Consider the following 17,146-nt stretch of genomic DNA (forward strand, 5'->3'; position numbering starts at 1 on the left):
TCTGAAACACTTCACGGGCGGCTCATCTTCAGATGGCTCATTCAGCCAGAGCATTGATACAAAGGAGGAACCATGTTCTCTTACTTTATGTTGGGCACGAACCATCTTCCCACCGCTATCGCATTCTATGATCCGCTGATGGAATTACTTAGTCACCCGCCCGCGGGGCGCAACGAGGAAGGCGCGTCCTGGGGGACATTTAGTGCGAACACCATGACTGGCCTTTGCGTGGGCCGACCATTTGATAAACAACCGGCGTCCGCGGGTAATGGGACCATGGTGGCATTGAATGCTGTGTCCGTAGAACAGGTACAGCAGGCCCATACTCTCGCTCTGTCGCTTGGCGGTACGAATGAAGGGGGGCCGGGATATCGTCCCCAGTACGGTGACGGGTTCTATAGCGCCTATGTACGCGATCCGGATGGTAATAAGCTGGCGTTTGTGTTCTACGATTTGCTGGAATAACGGATGTGATATCGACGACCTGTAGGGCTAAAATATCTTAACCACTAGCGACCTTTCGAAAGAATCATTAATTGTTCGATTTCAACTGGTTATTTTAAATCGTTGTCCCGTTGATTCTTACAAGAATAAAAAATTGACGTGATCAGTATCTCAGTTTTGGCACTCACGCTAGACAAGCTAATCCTGAGCATGTTAGTTATTTAAGCACGCAAGAGAACGGATTTAAATATAAACAAAGTTTAAACCCCTCTCAAATTGCAAAACAAATTAACTGATAATGATTTAGATTTCTGAACCATTATCACAAGGGTATGTGAATAGAAAGCCCTCAGAGACGTGAGTCTCTGAGGGCTTTTTTTTGTTTTTTTATCTTGCTAAGGAGTAAATAAATGTCTAAAGAACGCCGTCTCTCAAAGATTTTTGCAAAAGATGGTAAATCAGTGACATTAGCGCTGGATGGTTACTATTTTTCCACGAAAACAAATGGTATTGATAATACGATAAACCAACTGCCGGCATTGGTTGAGCAAGGGCTGGATTGTGCGTTGGTCACGTACGGCATGCTGAAAAATTTTCGTGAGCCATTAAATTCGGTTCCTGTTGTATTACGCGTCGATAGTACAGTCAGTATTTTTGATAATACCGTTCCCGATACTACCCCGATGTTTACCGTTGAAGATGCATTAAAAGTCGGCGCTGAAGGTGTCGTCTGCATGACCTTCCCGGGTGCCTTCAACGAAGAAAAAACGCACATCATGGCAATGCAACTGGCACAGGCCGCAGACCGCTGGAACATGCCGCTAATTGTCGAATCACTTCCCTACGGCTACCCCGTGACCAGCGACGACTCGAACAACCCGGCAATTATCGCCGCCTCGGCTCGCGCCGCAGTGGAACTGGGGGCCGATGTCATCAAAACACGTTTTACAGGTACAGCGGAAGACCGCTTGATCGTCGAAGCGGCAGGCGTTCCCGTCCTTGCACTTGGTGGCCCAAAAACCGGCATTGATGGTTACTTCAAGTTTGTTCAGCACTGTATGCAGGTTGGGGCTAAAGGCGTGGCAGTGGGTCGAAATATCACTCAGGACCCGCGACCAGACAGAGTGGTCGCAGGCCTGAATGCTATCGTCCACGAAAATGCCTCTGCGGAAGAAGCATACAGCCTCTATATGGCTAAATAACATCGGATACTAATATGTTTTTAAATAACACCATCATTCCTTCAGTTAGAAAGTATAAACATTTTGACAAGGCATTATCCTGTGCATCGGAATATGTTCTGTTGTCAGAGGCCAATATCGGAAATCTGCAATCACTGATAGGCAAATGTCATCAAAGTGGTAAGAAGGTTTTGGTCCATCTGGAGTTACTCGGCGGGTTTAAACCCGATCAGGCTGGGATCAATCTACTGAAAAGTTATTATAAAGTTGATGGTGTTATTTCTTCCAATCTCTCCGCCCTGCGCTATGCAAAAAAAGAGGGGTTATTGACTATTTTTCGGGTGTTACTTATCGATTCTCGATCACTGGATCAGTCTATCGATATCGTTAAACATAACCCGCCGGATGCAATAGAAATCTTACCTGCTGAATATGCCTGCCAGTGCCTGGAATTGATTAGCCGAAACTTAAATGGCTTTGACGTGATATTCATCGCCGGAGGCTTTGTAAAGCGGAAATACCTTGTAGATAAAATATTCCATGCCGGGTTTAAAGGAATAACCACCAGCGAGCCGGGTTTATGGTAACCAATAAGGAGTCCACGGTAATGAAAGATGAATATGTAATGGGTATCGATAATGGCGGGACAGTCACTAAGGCGGCTATCTACGATCGCAACGGCAGCGTGGTTTCTATCGCGTCAAAATCCACCCAGATGCTGACACCCAGGGAATTTCATACCGAACGCGATATTACCGAGCTGTGGGCGGCTAACATCGAGGTCATCAAAAAAGCGATTGAGCAATCAGGGATCGACGCCAGTCAAATCAAAGGAATCGCCGTCACCGGACATGGGAACGGTTTGTATCTGGTAGATGAAGCTGGCAACCCGGTCCGCAACGGCATTATCTCAACCGACAGTCGGGCAAAAGAGTACGTAGAAAAGTGGCAAAACTCACCCGAGTTTTTGACCGACATCCTGCCTAAAACCATGCAGTCAATCTGGGCCGGACAACCCATTGCTCTGCTGGCCTGGCTGAAGGATAACGAGCCGGAGGTGCTGCAGAAAGCACATACCATTTTTATGGTAAAAGACCTGATCCGCTTCTACCTGACCGGAGAGGCTTATCTTGAGCTTACTGACATCTCCGGGACCAACCTGATTAACGTACGTGACCGCAAGTATGACGATGAACTACTGGCATGGTGGGGGCTTGCTGACCTGCGCACGAAATTGCCACCCGTCAAACTGTCCACGGACTGCTGCGGTCGGATAACCGATGAAGTCGCCCGTCAGACAGGCTTATGCGCAGGCACCCCCGTCTCTGGCGGCGTGTTCGACATTTCCGCCTCGTCTGTCGCCTCCGGGATTAACACTCTTGATAAGCTGGCTATCATCACCGGAACCTGGAGCATCAATGAATATGTGACTGACCATCCGGTTATCGACAAAGATCTGTTTATGACTTCGATTTACCCGATCGACGGTAAATGGCTGATAACAGAGGCTAGTCCGACGTCTGCCAGTAATCTTGAATGGTTTATCAATAATTTCATGGAGAACGACCGGGAAACCGCTGCTGCTCAGGGATCTTCCGTCTATGAGTTGTGTAACTCGCTGGTCTTATCCACGACGCCAGAAGAAAGCCATCTGCTGTTCTTTCCTTTCGTATTTGGCTCTAACACCATTCCCGATGCCTCAGCAGGCTTTATTGGGGTGAACAGTTTCCATAAAAAAGCGCATTTCCTGCGCGCGATTTACGAAGGTGTGGCGTTCAGCCATCTCTATCACACCGAACGTTTACGGAACATCAATCCGGATTTGAGTCGCACCATCCGAATTGCTGGGGGAGTCACCAACTCGCCGGTCTGGCTACAGGTTTTTGCCGATATCTTCCAGTGCACGCTTGAGATTGTTGATGTCAAAGAACACGGCACACTCGGTACCGCAATGACAGCCGCTGTCATGATTGGCTGGTTTGATGATGTCTTCGCCGCGTCCAATGAAATGGTGCGCGTCGCGCGTACCGTGACGCCGAATCCGGCCCATCAGCAAGTGTACCAGGACAAATATCAGCTCTACAAAAACCTGTTATCTGAAATGCAGTCCCCATGGAAAAGCTGCAGTAACTACATCACGCATTAAGTGAGGAATGAATGGATCTAAATCTGAAACACCGCACAGCCATCGTCACCGGTGGAGCCACGGGGCTTGGCCGGGAATTTGTCCTTTCCCTGGCTAAAGAAGGCGTCAATATCTGTTTCACGTACCTGCGTGATGAAGAGTGCCCGGAATTACTGATTGAACAGGTGAAATCCACCACTGACGTCAAAATTATTGCGGTGAAAACCGATCTTGCCGATGAGAAAAGCCGGGAGCATCTCTTTGCGGCCTGCATTGAGCAGATGGGAAAGGCCGACATTCTGGTCAATAACGCCGGTATCTGGCTCAGTGGTTACGTCACCGAGATAACCCCACAAGACTGGGACTTGGTAATGAATGTGAACCTGAAAGCGGTATTCCATTTAAGCCAATTGTTTGTGAATCACTGCCTGCAACAAGATCAGGCAGGCAGCATTTTGAATATTACTTCACAGGCTGCATTCCATGGATCCACAACCGGCCATGCCCATTACGCGGCCAGTAAAGCGGGCCTGGTAGCTTTCTCTATCTCGCTGGCAAGAGAGGTAGCAAAACAAAATATCAACGTGAACAACATCGCTGTCGGGATTATGGACACCGCGATGATCCGTAAAAATATTGAACAGGACCCAGCCTATTACGTCAGCCGGATTCCAGTAGGTCGGGTAGCTCAGCCAAATGAAATTGCCGACATCGGGGTCTTCATGGTTTCTCCTAAAACTAGCTATATGACGGGAGCAACTCTGGATGTAACCGGCGGTATGTTGATGCGTTAATCTATGGAGAATCACTATGAAATGTCTGGCAATTGCCGATCTTTTTATCAACAAAGCGATGATGGATGCAGGTCTTAACGCGCTCAGGGATAAAGGTATCGACGTTGAAGTTCGTGAATGGTCGCATGATTCGATCGAAAAATTGCAGGAGGATAATCTGCGGGTCGAGCAGGAAGGCGCAGAAGCGGTCACGTTACCTGCAGCCTTACTTGAGGGTGCTGACGACGTTGAAATCCTGATAACCCAGTTTGCTCCGGTCAATACGGCAGTGCTGGATAAACTGCCACAGCTCAAATACATCGGGGTATTGCGAGGGGGCGTTGAAAACGTCAACCAGCAGGTCGCACTGGCCCGAGGAATAGAGGTAATGAACACGCCGGGGCGCAATGCCCGCAGCGTAGCGGAATTTACGGTCGGGATGATGCTGGCCGAAATGCGCAATATTGCCCGTTCTCATGATGCGTTACGCGATAAGTTCTGGCGTAAAGACAGCCCGAATCATCAGGCTATTCCAGAGCTTGGCGGTAAGGTTGTCGGTTTGGTTGGCCTGGGTCATATTGCTCAACTCGTCGCGGGTTTTCTTAGCGCCTTCGGCACGGAAATTATCTTTTATGATAAGTACGTTTCCGGCCACGAACGCTATGAGAAAGTCGATACCCTCGACGAGCTGGTAACACGGGCTGACGTTGTCTCACTCCATGCCCGTATGACGCCGGAAACCGAAAACCTGATCAACGCACACCATTTCGGGTTAATGAAAAGCAGCGCCATTATTGTTAACACCGCGCGCTCCGGGCTAATTAATGAACGCGATCTGGTTGACGCTCTACAGACCGGAAAAATTATGGGGGCGGCGCTGGATACTTTCGACGATGAGCCGTTACCTGATGACAGCGCGTTTTATTTACTGAATAACGTAACCATCACCCCGCATATTGCGGGCAGTACGCTCGACGCCTTCAGTAATTCACCCAAGCTATTTGCTGAGATCTTGCTGAAGAAACTCAGTTAAATATAAAAAAGACCTTTAAGGTTTTTATACAGCCCATTGGGCACGGCTTCGCTCGCGCCCAATTCGGCTGCCTTGTTAAGGAATCATTATGGATATTATCAACAGCATTATTAGTCTGGGGGCATCAGTAATGATGCCAGTAATATTCTTTATTATTGCACTTTGCTTTGGGGTAAAAATCGGTACGGCATTTAAAGCCGGGATGCTGGTCGGTATTGGGTTCGAAGGCGTCGGCCTGGTAATTGGCCTGCTGCTGACGAACATTGGCCCTGCATCACAGGCAATGGTCGAGCGCATCGGCCTGCAGCTGAATGTCGTCGACACCGGGTGGCCGACCGCTTCAACAATTGGCTGGGGCTCCCCGCTGATGCTGCCTGTGGTGGTCGGTTTTATTGTCATCAATCTGGCCATGCTGCTGCTCAAATTAACCAAAACGGTGAATATCGATATCTTCAACTACTGGATATTCCTGATCATGGGCTCGGTCGTGTATGCCGGAACCGGTAACTACTGGCTTTCTATTGGCATAACATTTGGTATTTTTGTCTTAACGTTACTGGCAGCCGATTTAACCGCCCCGTATTTACAAAAAAATTATAATCTCAAAGGGATTTCTTTCCCTCACCTTACCTGTATAGCCTACGTTCCTTTTGGCATTGCCTGTAATTACATTATTGATAAGATTCCGCTTATCAATAAAATTAATTTTGATCCGGAAAGCATTAATAAAAAGTTCGGTGTATTTGGTGAGCCATTGACGCTAGGTTTTGTACTGGGATTGCTGCTAGCATTTCTTGCCGGGTATGACGTTTCGGCTGCCGTTTCGCTGGCAATCAAGGTTTCCGCTGCGATGCTGCTGTTGCCGAAAATGATAGAAATACTGGTGCAAGGATTACTGATCGTCCGTGATGCCGCAGAAGCAAAATTGAAGGCCAAATTCCCCGATCGCGACTTTTACATCGGCATGGATACCGCGTTATTGATTGGCGAACCTTCAGTGCTGGCAACCGGACTGCTGTTAATCCCGATGGCCGTGGTGCTGTCTATCATTCTGCCCGGTAACCGCGTACTGCCATTTGTCGATCTGGCTTCATTGATGTTCCTGCTGGCGATGGTCACGCCATTCTGTAAACGTAATATGTTCCGCATGTTCATTAGCGGCACGCTGATCGTCAGCTGCATTTTGTACGTCGGAACGGACATTTCTAAGGAATATACTCAGGCAGCGGTTAACTCCAACATTCCGGTTCCGGAGGGGATGTCTGAAATTACCAATATTGTCGGGGGGGCGACCACACCGGTTGGCTGGCTGGCAGTGAAGTTTGGGGAGTTTTTCAGTACTGCGCCGTAATCCATGATTGATAGCGAAAACAGAGGGCTATCTTCAGCCCTCTGTTTTATTTCTGATTTCGTACTGCAAGCAGGCTGAATAATGTTTTCCAGACGAGATCACACTTTTCCGCTTTGCGGATACCCCTGATAAAACTGCGTGTTATCATTCACCCTGTAAATACCTTTCAACTCAACCCGAGGCTTTGATGCTGGAGAATGTAATCATCCGATAATCAGCTTACCGACCTTTTCAGGCCGGACTGATTATCAATGCGCCGAAATCGAATGCGGACACCCCTGTGTGTTTGCACGTTTTGCACATGATGATTAAACAGGTTCTTCAGTATGAATTTATCCCGTCAGGAACAACGTACCTTACACGTTCTCGCCAAAGGTGGACGTATTGCGCACGTCCGCGATGCTTCAGGCCGCGTCACCTCCGTTGAATGCTACAGCCGCGAAGGGCTGTTGCTGACCGACTGCACGCTCGCCGTCTTCAAAAAACTCAAAACCAAAAAACTTATCAAGTCCGTCAATGGTCAGCCCTATCGAATCAATACCACCGGGCTGAATAACGTTCGCGCTCAGCTCGATAATCGCTAAGGAGAGTTTCTATGACAGCACAACACTTCACTTTTCAAATCACAGACGAAAGTGATGCCAGTGATATCCGGGAAGTCGAAACCCGCGCATTTGGCTTCAGCAAAGAAGCCAATTTAGTGGCCTCTTTACTTGAGGATGAAAGCGCGCGCCCTGCGTTATCGCTGCTGGCCCGACATGAAGGCAAAGCCGTCGGGCATATTTTATTTACCCGGGCGGCCTTCAAAGGGGAAATGGATTCACCTCTGATGCATATCCTTGCTCCCCTGGCGGTCATACCGGAATTCCAGGGGATGGGCGTGGGAGGACGGTTGATACGCACTGGCATTGGGCACCTGAGGTTGATGGGCTGCCAGACGGTATTTGTTCTCGGCCACGTCACCTATTACCCCCGACATGGGTTCGAACCCTGTGCCGGAGACAAAGGCTATCCAGCTCCTTATCCCATCCCGGAGGAGCATAAAGCCTGCTGGATGATGCAATCACTCACCGGTCAGCCCATGAACGTGACCGGCCACATCCAGTGCGCGCAGGCCCTGATGAAACCGGAACACTGGCGTGAATAACAATCTTGTTGTGCCCTTTTTGGTGCTTAACCCAATAACAGGAATTAAATAATGGATATCCCACGTATTTTTACCATCAGCGAAAGTGAACACCGCATCCATAACCCGTTCACCGAAGAGAAGTACGCCACGCTGGGTCGCGTGCTGCGCATGAAGCCGGGCACCCGCATTCTTGACCTCGGCAGTGGCTCGGGCGAGATGCTCTGTACCTGGGCCCGGGATCATGGCATTACGGGGACTGGCATCGACATGAGTTCGCTCTTCACCGCGCAGGCAAAGCGACGCGCGGAAGAACTCGGCGTCAACGAACGCGTCCATTTTATTCATAACGATGCGGCGGGTTACGTCGCCAATGAGAAATGTGACGTGGCGGCCTGCGTCGGCGCGACCTGGATTGCCGGGGGCTTTGCCGGGACGGTCGAACTGCTGGCGCAGAGCCTGAAACCGGGCGGGATCATGCTCATCGGTGAACCCTACTGGCGTCAGGTGCCTGCAACGGACGAGATAGCACAGGCCTGTGGCGTCAGCTCGACGACCGATTTCCTGACGCTGCCGGGGCTTGTCGGCGCGTTCGATGAACTCGGCTACGACGTGGTGGAAATGGTACTGGCAGACCAGGAAGGCTGGGACCGGTATGAAGCCGCGAAATGGCTGACCATGCGCCGCTGGCTGGAAGCGAATCCTGACGACGACTTCGCCGCCGAAGTCAGGGCCGAGCTAAACATCTCGCCGAAACGCCACGTAACGTACGCGCGGGAATACTTTGGCTGGGGCGTGTTCGCGCTCATCGCCAAGTAATAACAGGTTCCCGGTATTTCTGACTGGAGATACCGGGGGCTTAGCCTTTGCTTTGATCTGTTGCATCACCTGCACAATACATATTCTGTATGTTTATTAATCAGGACGTCACCATAAGGAGCATCATATGTCACAACATGAAAAGTTCTGTCAGGCTTGCGGAATGCCGATGTCTGCACCCGATGCACACAGTGCCAGCGATCAATATTGCGCGTACTGCTGTGACAGTAACGGCAATATTAAACCCTGGGAAGAAGCGGTATCAGGCTTAGCCAGCTTCCTTGATTCCTGGCAAAAAGTCGGCCCGGAAGAAGCACAGAAGCGGGCAAAACGTTATCTGACGGCAATGCCCGCCTGGGCGCATAAAGCGGACGAGTGATTTGAGCTGATTATCTACACTCCCCCTGAATCCTTTAAGGAGAGCCGATGTTTTCTTACATTATGCTCGGAACCAACGACCTGCCACGCGCTATTACATTCTACGATCCGTTGATGGAGATGCTGGGGTATCCCCGTGGTGGCAGGAATGAGGACGTCGCATGGTGGGGCGTTTTCAACGGTAATAACACGACAGCACTGGGTGTCGGTAGACCTTTTGATAAACAGGATGCCACGACAGGAAATGGTGTGATGGTCGCCCTGATTGCACGTTCTGCCGAACACATCCAGCAGCTTCACGCGCTCGCGTTAAGCCACGGCGGCACTGACGAAGGAGCTCCGGGCCTGCGTCCACATTACGGCGAAGGATTCTACAGCGCTTACGTCAGAGACCCTGATGGCAACAAGCTAGCTTTCGTCTATTACACCGCACAATCCTGAGAACGATAAATCGGGGGCCTCAGGGCCCCTACCTGCCGCTCATATATCCTTTATAAAACCCGCTCCAGACCAAACAGCTGCGCATTCTAAAAGTCGTTCTCACATTCAAAAACACAGTCGCCATTTTGCCTGAAGTCATGAGCCTGCCGGTAATATAAGTCACGGAACCGCATTTCATATTGATCGGTGCCAACGATCAATATCGAAAAACCGATCTATCAAAACGATTATCTTTCATGCGCCCTGCCTGGTTATCCTTGTCTTAACTTACTCGCAGAAAAGCCTTTTATTACGGTTAGTTATCTAGCCGAGGCTTGCTACGCCCATTTTCCATGTATCCCAAATTACGAGGTCGCAAAGACGCGGAAAGATGAAGAGATGCGCACGTTGCAACAAAAAAAGAAGTGTCCTTGAGCGATTGCTCTCACTCGATAAAGAATTCTGCGACGAGTGCTTGTTTGATATCGACCAGGAAATCAGGGAAAGACGGATTATCCCAATCAGACGCCTCAGGGATGACAACGAAGGAAAATCATAGCTCAATATGAAAAATAGAATCGATGTCAGCGTCATTATCCCTGCTTACAACGCCGCTGAGACCATTGATAGTCTGGTTAATAAAATCCTCAGTGAAACCCACGTGGCTATTGAACTTATCGTTATCGATGACGGTTCTACTGATGAAACAGCCAACATTCTTCGTCAAATCCATGATGACCGACTCATTCTCATCAAGCAGACCAATCAAGGCGTCTACGCAGCACGCAATACGGCACTAGACATCCATCGGGGAGAGTGGGTTGTTTTCCTCGATGCTGACGATGATATTACCGACGGGTTCATTGAAAAACGATGGCAAGCAGCTACCGCGTCGCAAGCCGACGTCGTGATCTTTAATGGCTGGCATTCTGGCGCTGACAACCACCGAAGAGCCGTTCATACTAAGCAGCCCTGTGAAGCGACGTTGTCAGGTCATGAGTGGATCAGACACTGCGTTATCCATCGCGAATGGCCGCATTACCTGTGGCTGCAAATGGTCAGATCATCCTATATCAAACAGCATTCACTGCACTTCCAGCCCGGAAGAAGCCATAAAGACATTCTCTGGACGGTTCATCTTGCGGCGAGCAATGGTCGATTCTGCACATTGGATATTAAGGACTATATCTATATCAACAATAAGGCCTCTATCACGCATCGGCCGGATTACTACGATGTTCGTGCTATAAGCTATGTTGAAGTGATCGAAGATATCATCCAGTTAGCGGATGATAAACAAAACAAAAAAATAAAGATATTTTTGTACCGGCATGCGCTAGTTGAGGCTCGTCACTTTTTGGGGTTATATCGGAAAAAGGTTATGGATAAATCCAACGTTAAAACCAGTTTCAACAAAAATATATCCTTTATTAGTTTATTCCAAGGTATTAGCAGCCTCAGTGACATATTTTTCTTTATCAAGCTAATGCGTAAAATTTTTTAGCGTGCATAAAATAATGCTCTGTTGGTACTATCTAACCTTCTTAAGTGCTGGGCAATTGTAGTCCTAAAGCTACAAAATACTGCAGTAAGTAACCACCAAGTAGCATCCCTAAAGCGATGTTACCTGGTAGTGTCTCGGCAGTTAACCTAGAAACGATAATTGAGAATTACAACTGACGTTGTTCCAGGCTAGAATATATCGTTTTAATTTCGCTTTTTAAACTTTCGCCACGGTATACCATCGACGTATCGTATCGTTGATATCTCTCATCGCGCGTAGCGCTAAACCAGTTAAAGGAACCGACGCAGAGCAGCCCCTCATCACCAATCACAATCTTACTGTGAACACGATTAACCAGCTTCGTCGTGACGCCCATTTCATTCAACCTTTCCACTGCTTCATTTAGGCGCTGATGTTTTTCTTTGCGCTTTTCAAAATCTGCATGCTCTGTATTAAACGTTTTATCCGTTACTACAGTGATATCAATACCACGGGTGCGCGCCTGAGACATCGATGCCAGAAAACCTGTTTGTTCCAGCTTTTGCCAGGTGAGCCATGGAGAAACGATAGTAATGCTCTGGTTAATGGCGTCAAAAGTCTGATTCAGAAACGCATCATGTTGCTCCACCCCGTGTAGGGTTGAAATCTGCGTTTGTGAGGTACTTAAATCCTGACGCTCCTGAAACTCAAACTGCAATGCATTATCAGTGGAAGCAAACAGGTATTTCGCCAGCAATCCCCGAGGTGACGATCCGGATTGGATCTCAAACAGATCCATATCACCAAAGACCAGGAAGCTGTCTTTAGCTCGTGAAACGGCGACGTTCAGCATGCTACTGTCGCTGTCAATAAAACTGCCATCTTCATGCTTCGAATATACAGGGGAGAAAAGCACAATCGCCCTTTCCGCCCCCTGCAATGAATGGACAGTACCGACTGTCAGCGAATTTTCATCGCCACTACAATTAATATCCAGCTTACGTAATGACGATTTAATCGTACTGACTTGTGCCGAAAATGGGGTAACAACCCCCACTACTTTATGTAGAGGTTCGCCATAATGACGCTCGATTTCCTCTTTGTGCACTGCAAGCCATGCCGCTATCGTCTTCGCTTCAAAGTCGTTATAGCGACTTCCACCACTTGCCTGCATACCTTTACCATCGATATGCAAATATCCCATTGCAGGAAATATTGTCTCTTTTTCTTCTCCGCGTTTGGGCTGCAACTTACCGTGATAGCAGAGGGTGTTACAGTAGCCAATTATGTTATCGAAGCAACGACGGTGTTCGTACAGATACATCCCCCTCGCAAAGTCCGGATCATATTGATAGCGCGAATTAAACTGAGCGACCTTCATGACACTGCCAGATGCAGCACTCTTTCCTGAATCACACACCAAGGCATAAGATTCAGTAAGTTCTTCTTGAGTACCACCAGGAAGGATGTTCTCCTCAACCATGTTGCCGATATCAATACCGGGCAAGCTATTCCAGATAGGCGCAATCTGTTCTGTGTCGCCAATCACCAAGCTTTTCTTCGCCAGTGCGAAGGAGGCTGCAGCAACCTCAGGAAGCACCTGCCCCGCTTCGTCGACAATTAGTAAATCGGCAAAGTTATATAAATAGTTATCGTCGAATTTCTTATTGCCGCCGACGAACTCGCTGGTTTTCATATGGTAAGGCAACATGAAGCACGTCATGACTACACAGGGGGTTAGCTTCATTCTACGATGCCAGCGGGCCTTTGTACTTTTCGCACCAGTACGACCTTTTTCTTTTTGAATATTATTGATAGCAACCATATCCATCAGCCACCGCCCCTCCCAATAATGGGTCGCCAGCAAAAACATTGGGAAACGGAGCTGTGTATCGGCAAGCTCATCAGCTTCGTGCAGACTTAACTCTGTTTCGCCCGGATTTCCCAGTGAGTGAGTAATATCGTGCCAGCGCATAGCTGTTTCGCTTTCACGTCGGGAAATGTCCTCAGCAAGATCAATTTGCTGTTGATACCTGGCCTGCTCTTTATGAGCTTGTTCAATCAATCCATCGATAAAGGCATCAATTCCATCAGGCTGAGGGCCTTGGAATGCTGTCATTCTTTCGCCAAACGTAGCCTCCAAAAACAGCTTCATTTGATAGTGACGCTTAGTACGAACGGCGGGAAGCCAGGAGAAGAGAGCGAACATGATCGACTCACCAGCACGATATTGTTCCCACTGTTTTTTGCCCTGCATTAATAGCGAGATGTCATTTGTGCTAGTGAGCAGTAACGTTCTCTTATCCTGAATATACTGTTCGAGATCGTCACTGATGGCATGCCGCTCCTGACGGATTGCGTTAAGGTCATCCCACGCAGGCTCAATTTGCTCAAGCTCTGCAGAGAGTTCAACCAAACGCTGATGCAGGAGATCCACAACCTGTTCAGGTGAATGACATTCCTTATTCGGAAAAGCTGCCCTTGCCTTTTCAAGGAAGAAGCACCGGGCATCTTCAACATATTCAAGGGATTCAACACGGTTAAAAAAGTCTTCCGTCTGGTATTTCTTTACCGCCTCGGCTCTCCGTCCCGAAGACGGGAAGTAAGCGCCAAAGCTTTTTACTTCAGGTAACCAACGCCCGGCCATAGGCCCAGTGCCGGTAGCAAAATCTTTACCGAAGGCCTCGATAATGTTGGTGACGGCCTGATTGTTGGTTGATGTCGCAATCACCACCGGCGGTTCAGTTTTGTTTAAAGCTGCCCTCGCCCACTCAGTAGCAATGATTGAAAGAACCAGAGTAGTTTTCCCGGTTCCCGGAGGACCGTTCACGGCAAGAATATCGCCCGGCTGTTGAGTGAGGTAATGGCTAAGGGCATCGCGCTGCGCCACAGCCAGAGGAAATTTATCACCGGAATGCCCCAGACGCTCGCAGAACATGGCATTGCTGGCAAGGAGCGGTTCAACAGGAGACTTCTCTGCCGAGGCAAAGCACGCCAGTAATGGCACTTCTTTTTTGCACGACAGCAGATGATCGTACATAGGCAGGATATGAATGCTGGCCCCTCCAGACTGATTGGCTTTAATGATGTAGCCATATCCAGCAGGTTCATATTGCTCCGGTGATGCGAGCCATCTGCCAGTAACATTTTTTAAAAGTTCATCAGTGTCTTTAAGGTACTTTTGCCACAACTGCTGATAACGAGCATATCGTTCCACTCGTTGTTCATCAGTCTCATCACGCAGCCCATCCTCATTACCGGGACTAAAAGTGATTGAATTATGCGTGGTTTTGTACTTGTCATATTCCGCCATCTCACCAATAGAAAAGGTACCTTTAGGGAGAGGTTCAAGCAGGTCACGGGGAATGGTGGCAGGCGATGTAGGGAATAAAAAGCCTTCGCGGTTAAGGAGAGCTGCGGTAACCAAAGGTGTAACGATACCAGGAGCACCAGCAGTCCGCTCTTTGCCATGTTTTAACTGACGGATCCATACCTGCGGCCGTAACAACACCTCGATGGTTTTAACCTGCTCGTCTTCGCCCTTGAAGAACGATTGCACGATCTCTTCACTCAACCTTCTCTGATCGACATCTATCCATTGCGTGAATGAATCTTCATCTTTGGGCTCAAATGCCCCTTTTCCAGACTCGGCATCAGCTAAGGTATTACGCCAGTATGAAGTGAATCCTTGAGTATTGCTGTCCATTCCCCATCCCGTGACTTAAATAAAACTATTGATTTCGTTGATATAAAATCCTCATGGTTAAACATTGTCCACGATGCGAGTACGATCGCAAGTATTTGTTTGTATCGCTAAACATGGTGTATCACTGTACATATCGAGGGCTATTGATCTGGTATTCTCAATTTTTAATAAGCTGTTTGCCTTATCCCGTATGCAATAAATAAGGAAGAGATTTTGGCATGTAGTTAGCCCTAGTAACCTCCTAAATTTGTTACGTTACGATGATCACCCAACTACAAAGTTAATTTTCTAGTAAGGAGATACTTCAACTTGTACTCGTAACAAATTGTTGTTATGTAATGGATTTTTACATTCTGAGGTAAGTAGTGCTACTTTGAAAAGCTTCGCTCACTTAGCTTGATACAATCCAGCCAACGACAATGCATACAATCCAACATCATTGTATAGTTCGAACAATTGTTAACTCGCAAGGACGTGAAGATGTCGACTTTTGATAGCACTAAACTTCCCCTTAAAGACCTTCTCAAAGAGATCATAGAGGGGAAAATTCAGTTACCAGATTTTCAACGAGGTTGGGTGTGGGATGATGAACATGTCCGTAGCCTACTCGTCAGTCTTGGTCGCTCATTCCCTGTAGGTGCAGTGATGCTTCTGGAAACAGGAGGTGAAGTCCGTTTTCAGGTCAGACCGGTGGAAAATGTTCCCTCTTCTGATTTGCCATCCCCAGAAAAACTAATCTTAGATGGGCAGCAACGGTTAACAACATTAACTCAGGTGCTAAAACTTCAGGGCCCAGTGAAAACAACGACCGATAAGGGAAAACCCATCGATCGCTATTACTATATCCATATCCCTACAGCTCTTACGGGAGCGGACAGGCTGGATGAAGCTATTATTGCGACTGATGGTAATCGTCAAATACGCAGTGATTTTGGTCGAAAAGTCGATCTTGATCTTTCTACCCGAGAACTCGAATGCCAACAACTTTATTTCCCATGTTCGGAAATCCTCGAAGCAATGACATGGTTACAAGATCTTTATAACCATAATGCTGCAGCTGTACCACATTTCTTTGAATTCAAAACACAAGTGTTGGATGCTTATAACGACTATCAAATTCCATTAATTATTCTGAAAAAAGATACCACCAAAGAAGCTGTATGCCTCGTATTCGAAAAAGTAAATACTGGTGGCGTACCGCTATCCGTATTTGAGCTTGTTACTGCAAGCTATGCAGCTGATGGATACAATCTTCGTGATGATTGGTTTGGAAGTGATGACAGATGTGTTACCTCGCGTAAACAGCGTATTTCCGAAGAACCGATCTTAAATGGTATTGAAAGCACAGATTTTCTACAAGCTATCACCATGCTGCACACGTTGGAAAAACGTAAAGCCGATATAGTTGCAGGAAAAACGGGTAAACAAGTATCCCCAGTCAGTGCAAAACGAGCTTCTGTTCTCGAACTTCCCTTAGAAGCTTACAAAAATTGGGCTGACGATGTAGAAAATGGATTCAAGTGCGCAGCTAAGTTTCTTCGCCAGGAATGTTTTAGCTCTCAACGTGAGTTACCCTACCGAACCCAGATTGCCCCCCTAGCAGCTGTGATGACCCTACTTTGCAGCGAGGACGAAGAACGTTGGAGAGAACCACAAATTCATCAGAAACTGGCCAGATGGTTCTGGTGCGGTGTATTGGGCGAGCTTTACGGTGGCGCGGTAGAAACACGCATAGCCAACGACGTTGAAGAACTACTCGGCTGGATTGAGAAAAATGGGGAAATTCCAAGAACAATTAATGATGCCAATTTCCAGATTGATCGTCTTGGGTCACTATCATCCAGACTTAGTGCTGCTTATAAGGGTATAAACGTTCTAGTCTTACGCGATGGTGCTCAGGATCTTTTCTGGAAATCGAAAATCCGTAGCCTTGAGGCCGACGAAGTTCCAGTCGATATCCATCATATTTTCCCGAAAGATTGGTGCGAGAAGAACGGAATACCAAGACGTAAGTATGATTCTATCATTAACAAAACACCGATTTCATTTAAAGCAAACAGAATGATTGGCGGTTCAGCCCCATCGGTTTATCTAGCGTCGTTGCAATCTCATCCCCAAGTACAACTAGCTGACGCCGCGATGAATGATCTCTTGAGAAGTCATAACATCCCAGTAGACTCATTACGCACTGACAATTTTGAAGCATTCTACGAGCAGAGACAAAAAGAATTACTTGGACTGATAGAGAGGGCAATGGGTAAGGCTTTGAACCTAAGCTGATTCACCTCGGCACAATTCAGTCTTTGG

Annotated in this window: 14 protein-coding genes and 1 pseudogene; 14 read left to right on the forward strand and 1 reads right to left on the reverse strand. The window is 47.8% G+C overall.

Features of this window, described 5'->3' with window-relative positions:
• Positions 1–72: 72 nt before the first annotated feature.
• The 13 genes and pseudogenes from LY264_RS21500 (at position 73) to LY264_RS21560 (ending at position 11,154) form a co-directional block, all read left to right on the forward strand.
• Entirely contained in the window at positions 73–465 is a 393-nt protein-coding gene (locus LY264_RS21500; protein ID WP_071692281.1) for a VOC family protein, read from the forward strand.
• A gap of 389 nt (positions 466–854) precedes the next feature.
• The gene (locus LY264_RS21505; protein WP_014882346.1) at positions 855–1,646 is read left to right on the forward strand and encodes a class I fructose-bisphosphate aldolase; all 792 of its coding nucleotides are present in this window, start codon (positions 855–857) and stop codon (positions 1,644–1,646) included.
• Positions 1,647–1,660: 14 nt separating this feature from the next.
• Positions 1,661–2,212 carry a glycerol-3-phosphate responsive antiterminator gene (locus LY264_RS21510; protein WP_000479583.1) on the forward strand — a complete coding sequence of 184 codons (552 nt, stop codon included), beginning with the start codon at positions 1,661–1,663 and terminating at the stop codon, positions 2,210–2,212.
• 20 nt (positions 2,213–2,232) lie between these two features.
• Positions 2,233–3,771: an FGGY-family carbohydrate kinase gene (locus LY264_RS21515; RefSeq protein ID WP_071692280.1), complete on the forward strand. Its 1,539-nt coding sequence runs from the start codon at positions 2,233–2,235 to the stop codon at positions 3,769–3,771.
• Positions 3,772–3,782: 11 nt separating this feature from the next.
• Positions 3,783–4,544 carry an SDR family NAD(P)-dependent oxidoreductase gene (locus LY264_RS21520; RefSeq protein WP_014882344.1) on the forward strand — a complete coding sequence of 254 codons (762 nt, stop codon included), beginning with the start codon at positions 3,783–3,785 and terminating at the stop codon, positions 4,542–4,544.
• Between the two features lie 16 nt (positions 4,545–4,560).
• The gene (locus tag LY264_RS21525) at positions 4,561–5,556 is read left to right on the forward strand and encodes a 2-hydroxyacid dehydrogenase (RefSeq protein WP_071692279.1); all 996 of its coding nucleotides are present in this window, start codon (positions 4,561–4,563) and stop codon (positions 5,554–5,556) included.
• Positions 5,557–5,644: 88 nt separating this feature from the next.
• Positions 5,645–6,907, forward strand: a complete 1,263-nt coding sequence (locus LY264_RS21530; protein WP_071692278.1) for a PTS galactitol transporter subunit IIC — start codon at positions 5,645–5,647, stop codon at positions 6,905–6,907.
• Positions 6,908–7,233: 326 nt separating this feature from the next.
• A complete protein-coding gene (locus LY264_RS21535) occupies positions 7,234–7,491 on the forward strand; it encodes a YjhX family toxin (RefSeq protein ID WP_014882342.1) in 258 nt (85 codons plus the stop codon).
• Positions 7,492–7,502: 11 nt separating this feature from the next.
• Positions 7,503–8,050, forward strand: a pseudogene (locus LY264_RS21540) (GNAT family N-acetyltransferase).
• 55 nt (positions 8,051–8,105) lie between these two features.
• Positions 8,106–8,852 (forward strand): SAM-dependent methyltransferase, encoded by a 747-nt coding sequence (locus LY264_RS21545; RefSeq protein ID WP_071692276.1) that lies wholly within the window; start codon positions 8,106–8,108, stop codon positions 8,850–8,852.
• Between the two features lie 169 nt (positions 8,853–9,021).
• The gene (locus tag LY264_RS21550) at positions 9,022–9,231 is read left to right on the forward strand and encodes a zinc ribbon domain-containing protein (protein WP_275976687.1); all 210 of its coding nucleotides are present in this window, start codon (positions 9,022–9,024) and stop codon (positions 9,229–9,231) included.
• Positions 9,232–9,278: 47 nt separating this feature from the next.
• The gene (locus LY264_RS21555) at positions 9,279–9,671 is read left to right on the forward strand and encodes a VOC family protein (protein WP_014882338.1); all 393 of its coding nucleotides are present in this window, start codon (positions 9,279–9,281) and stop codon (positions 9,669–9,671) included.
• A 544-nt stretch (positions 9,672–10,215) separates the two neighbouring features.
• A complete protein-coding gene (locus LY264_RS21560; protein WP_071692274.1) occupies positions 10,216–11,154 on the forward strand; it encodes a glycosyltransferase in 939 nt (312 codons plus the stop codon).
• A gap of 166 nt (positions 11,155–11,320) precedes the next feature.
• Here LY264_RS21560 and LY264_RS21565 read toward each other — a convergent pair whose 3' ends face one another.
• Positions 11,321–14,839: an AAA domain-containing protein gene (locus LY264_RS21565; protein ID WP_171845977.1), complete on the reverse strand. Its 3,519-nt coding sequence runs from the start codon at positions 14,837–14,839 to the stop codon at positions 11,321–11,323.
• Positions 14,840–15,319: 480 nt separating this feature from the next.
• On the opposite strand from LY264_RS21565, the gene LY264_RS21570 reads away from it, so the two are divergent.
• Positions 15,320–17,119 carry a GmrSD restriction endonuclease domain-containing protein gene (locus LY264_RS21570; protein ID WP_071692272.1) on the forward strand — a complete coding sequence of 600 codons (1,800 nt, stop codon included), beginning with the start codon at positions 15,320–15,322 and terminating at the stop codon, positions 17,117–17,119.
• Positions 17,120–17,146: the final 27 nt, after the last annotated feature.

Origin of the sequence: Citrobacter portucalensis (assembly GCF_023374935.1) — a bacterium.
Lineage (GTDB): Bacteria > Pseudomonadota > Gammaproteobacteria > Enterobacterales > Enterobacteriaceae > Citrobacter > Citrobacter portucalensis.

Excerpts from the sequence above, each read along its gene's own strand:
- LY264_RS21515 (WP_071692280.1), top strand. The coding sequence starts at position 2,233 with ATGAAAGATGAATATGTAATGGGTATCGATAATGGCGGGACAGTCACT.
- LY264_RS21530 (WP_071692278.1), top strand. The coding sequence starts at position 5,645 with ATGGATATTATCAACAGCATTATTAGTCTGGGGGCATCAGTAATGATG.
- LY264_RS21560 (WP_071692274.1), top strand. The coding sequence starts at position 10,216 with ATGAAAAATAGAATCGATGTCAGCGTCATTATCCCTGCTTACAACGCC.
- LY264_RS21545 (WP_071692276.1), top strand. The coding sequence starts at position 8,106 with ATGGATATCCCACGTATTTTTACCATCAGCGAAAGTGAACACCGCATC.
- LY264_RS21500 (WP_071692281.1), top strand. The coding sequence starts at position 73 with ATGTTCTCTTACTTTATGTTGGGCACGAACCATCTTCCCACCGCTATC.
- LY264_RS21510 (WP_000479583.1), top strand. The coding sequence starts at position 1,661 with ATGTTTTTAAATAACACCATCATTCCTTCAGTTAGAAAGTATAAACAT.
- LY264_RS21565 (WP_171845977.1), bottom strand. The coding sequence starts at position 14,839 with ATGGACAGCAATACTCAAGGATTCACTTCATACTGGCGTAATACCTTA.
- LY264_RS21535 (WP_014882342.1), top strand. The coding sequence starts at position 7,234 with ATGAATTTATCCCGTCAGGAACAACGTACCTTACACGTTCTCGCCAAA.
- LY264_RS21520 (WP_014882344.1), top strand. The coding sequence starts at position 3,783 with ATGGATCTAAATCTGAAACACCGCACAGCCATCGTCACCGGTGGAGCC.
- LY264_RS21550 (WP_275976687.1), top strand. The coding sequence starts at position 9,022 with ATGTCTGCACCCGATGCACACAGTGCCAGCGATCAATATTGCGCGTAC.
- LY264_RS21525 (WP_071692279.1), top strand. The coding sequence starts at position 4,561 with ATGAAATGTCTGGCAATTGCCGATCTTTTTATCAACAAAGCGATGATG.
- LY264_RS21555 (WP_014882338.1), top strand. The coding sequence starts at position 9,279 with ATGTTTTCTTACATTATGCTCGGAACCAACGACCTGCCACGCGCTATT.
- LY264_RS21570 (WP_071692272.1), top strand. The coding sequence starts at position 15,320 with ATGTCGACTTTTGATAGCACTAAACTTCCCCTTAAAGACCTTCTCAAA.
- LY264_RS21505 (WP_014882346.1), top strand. The coding sequence starts at position 855 with ATGTCTAAAGAACGCCGTCTCTCAAAGATTTTTGCAAAAGATGGTAAA.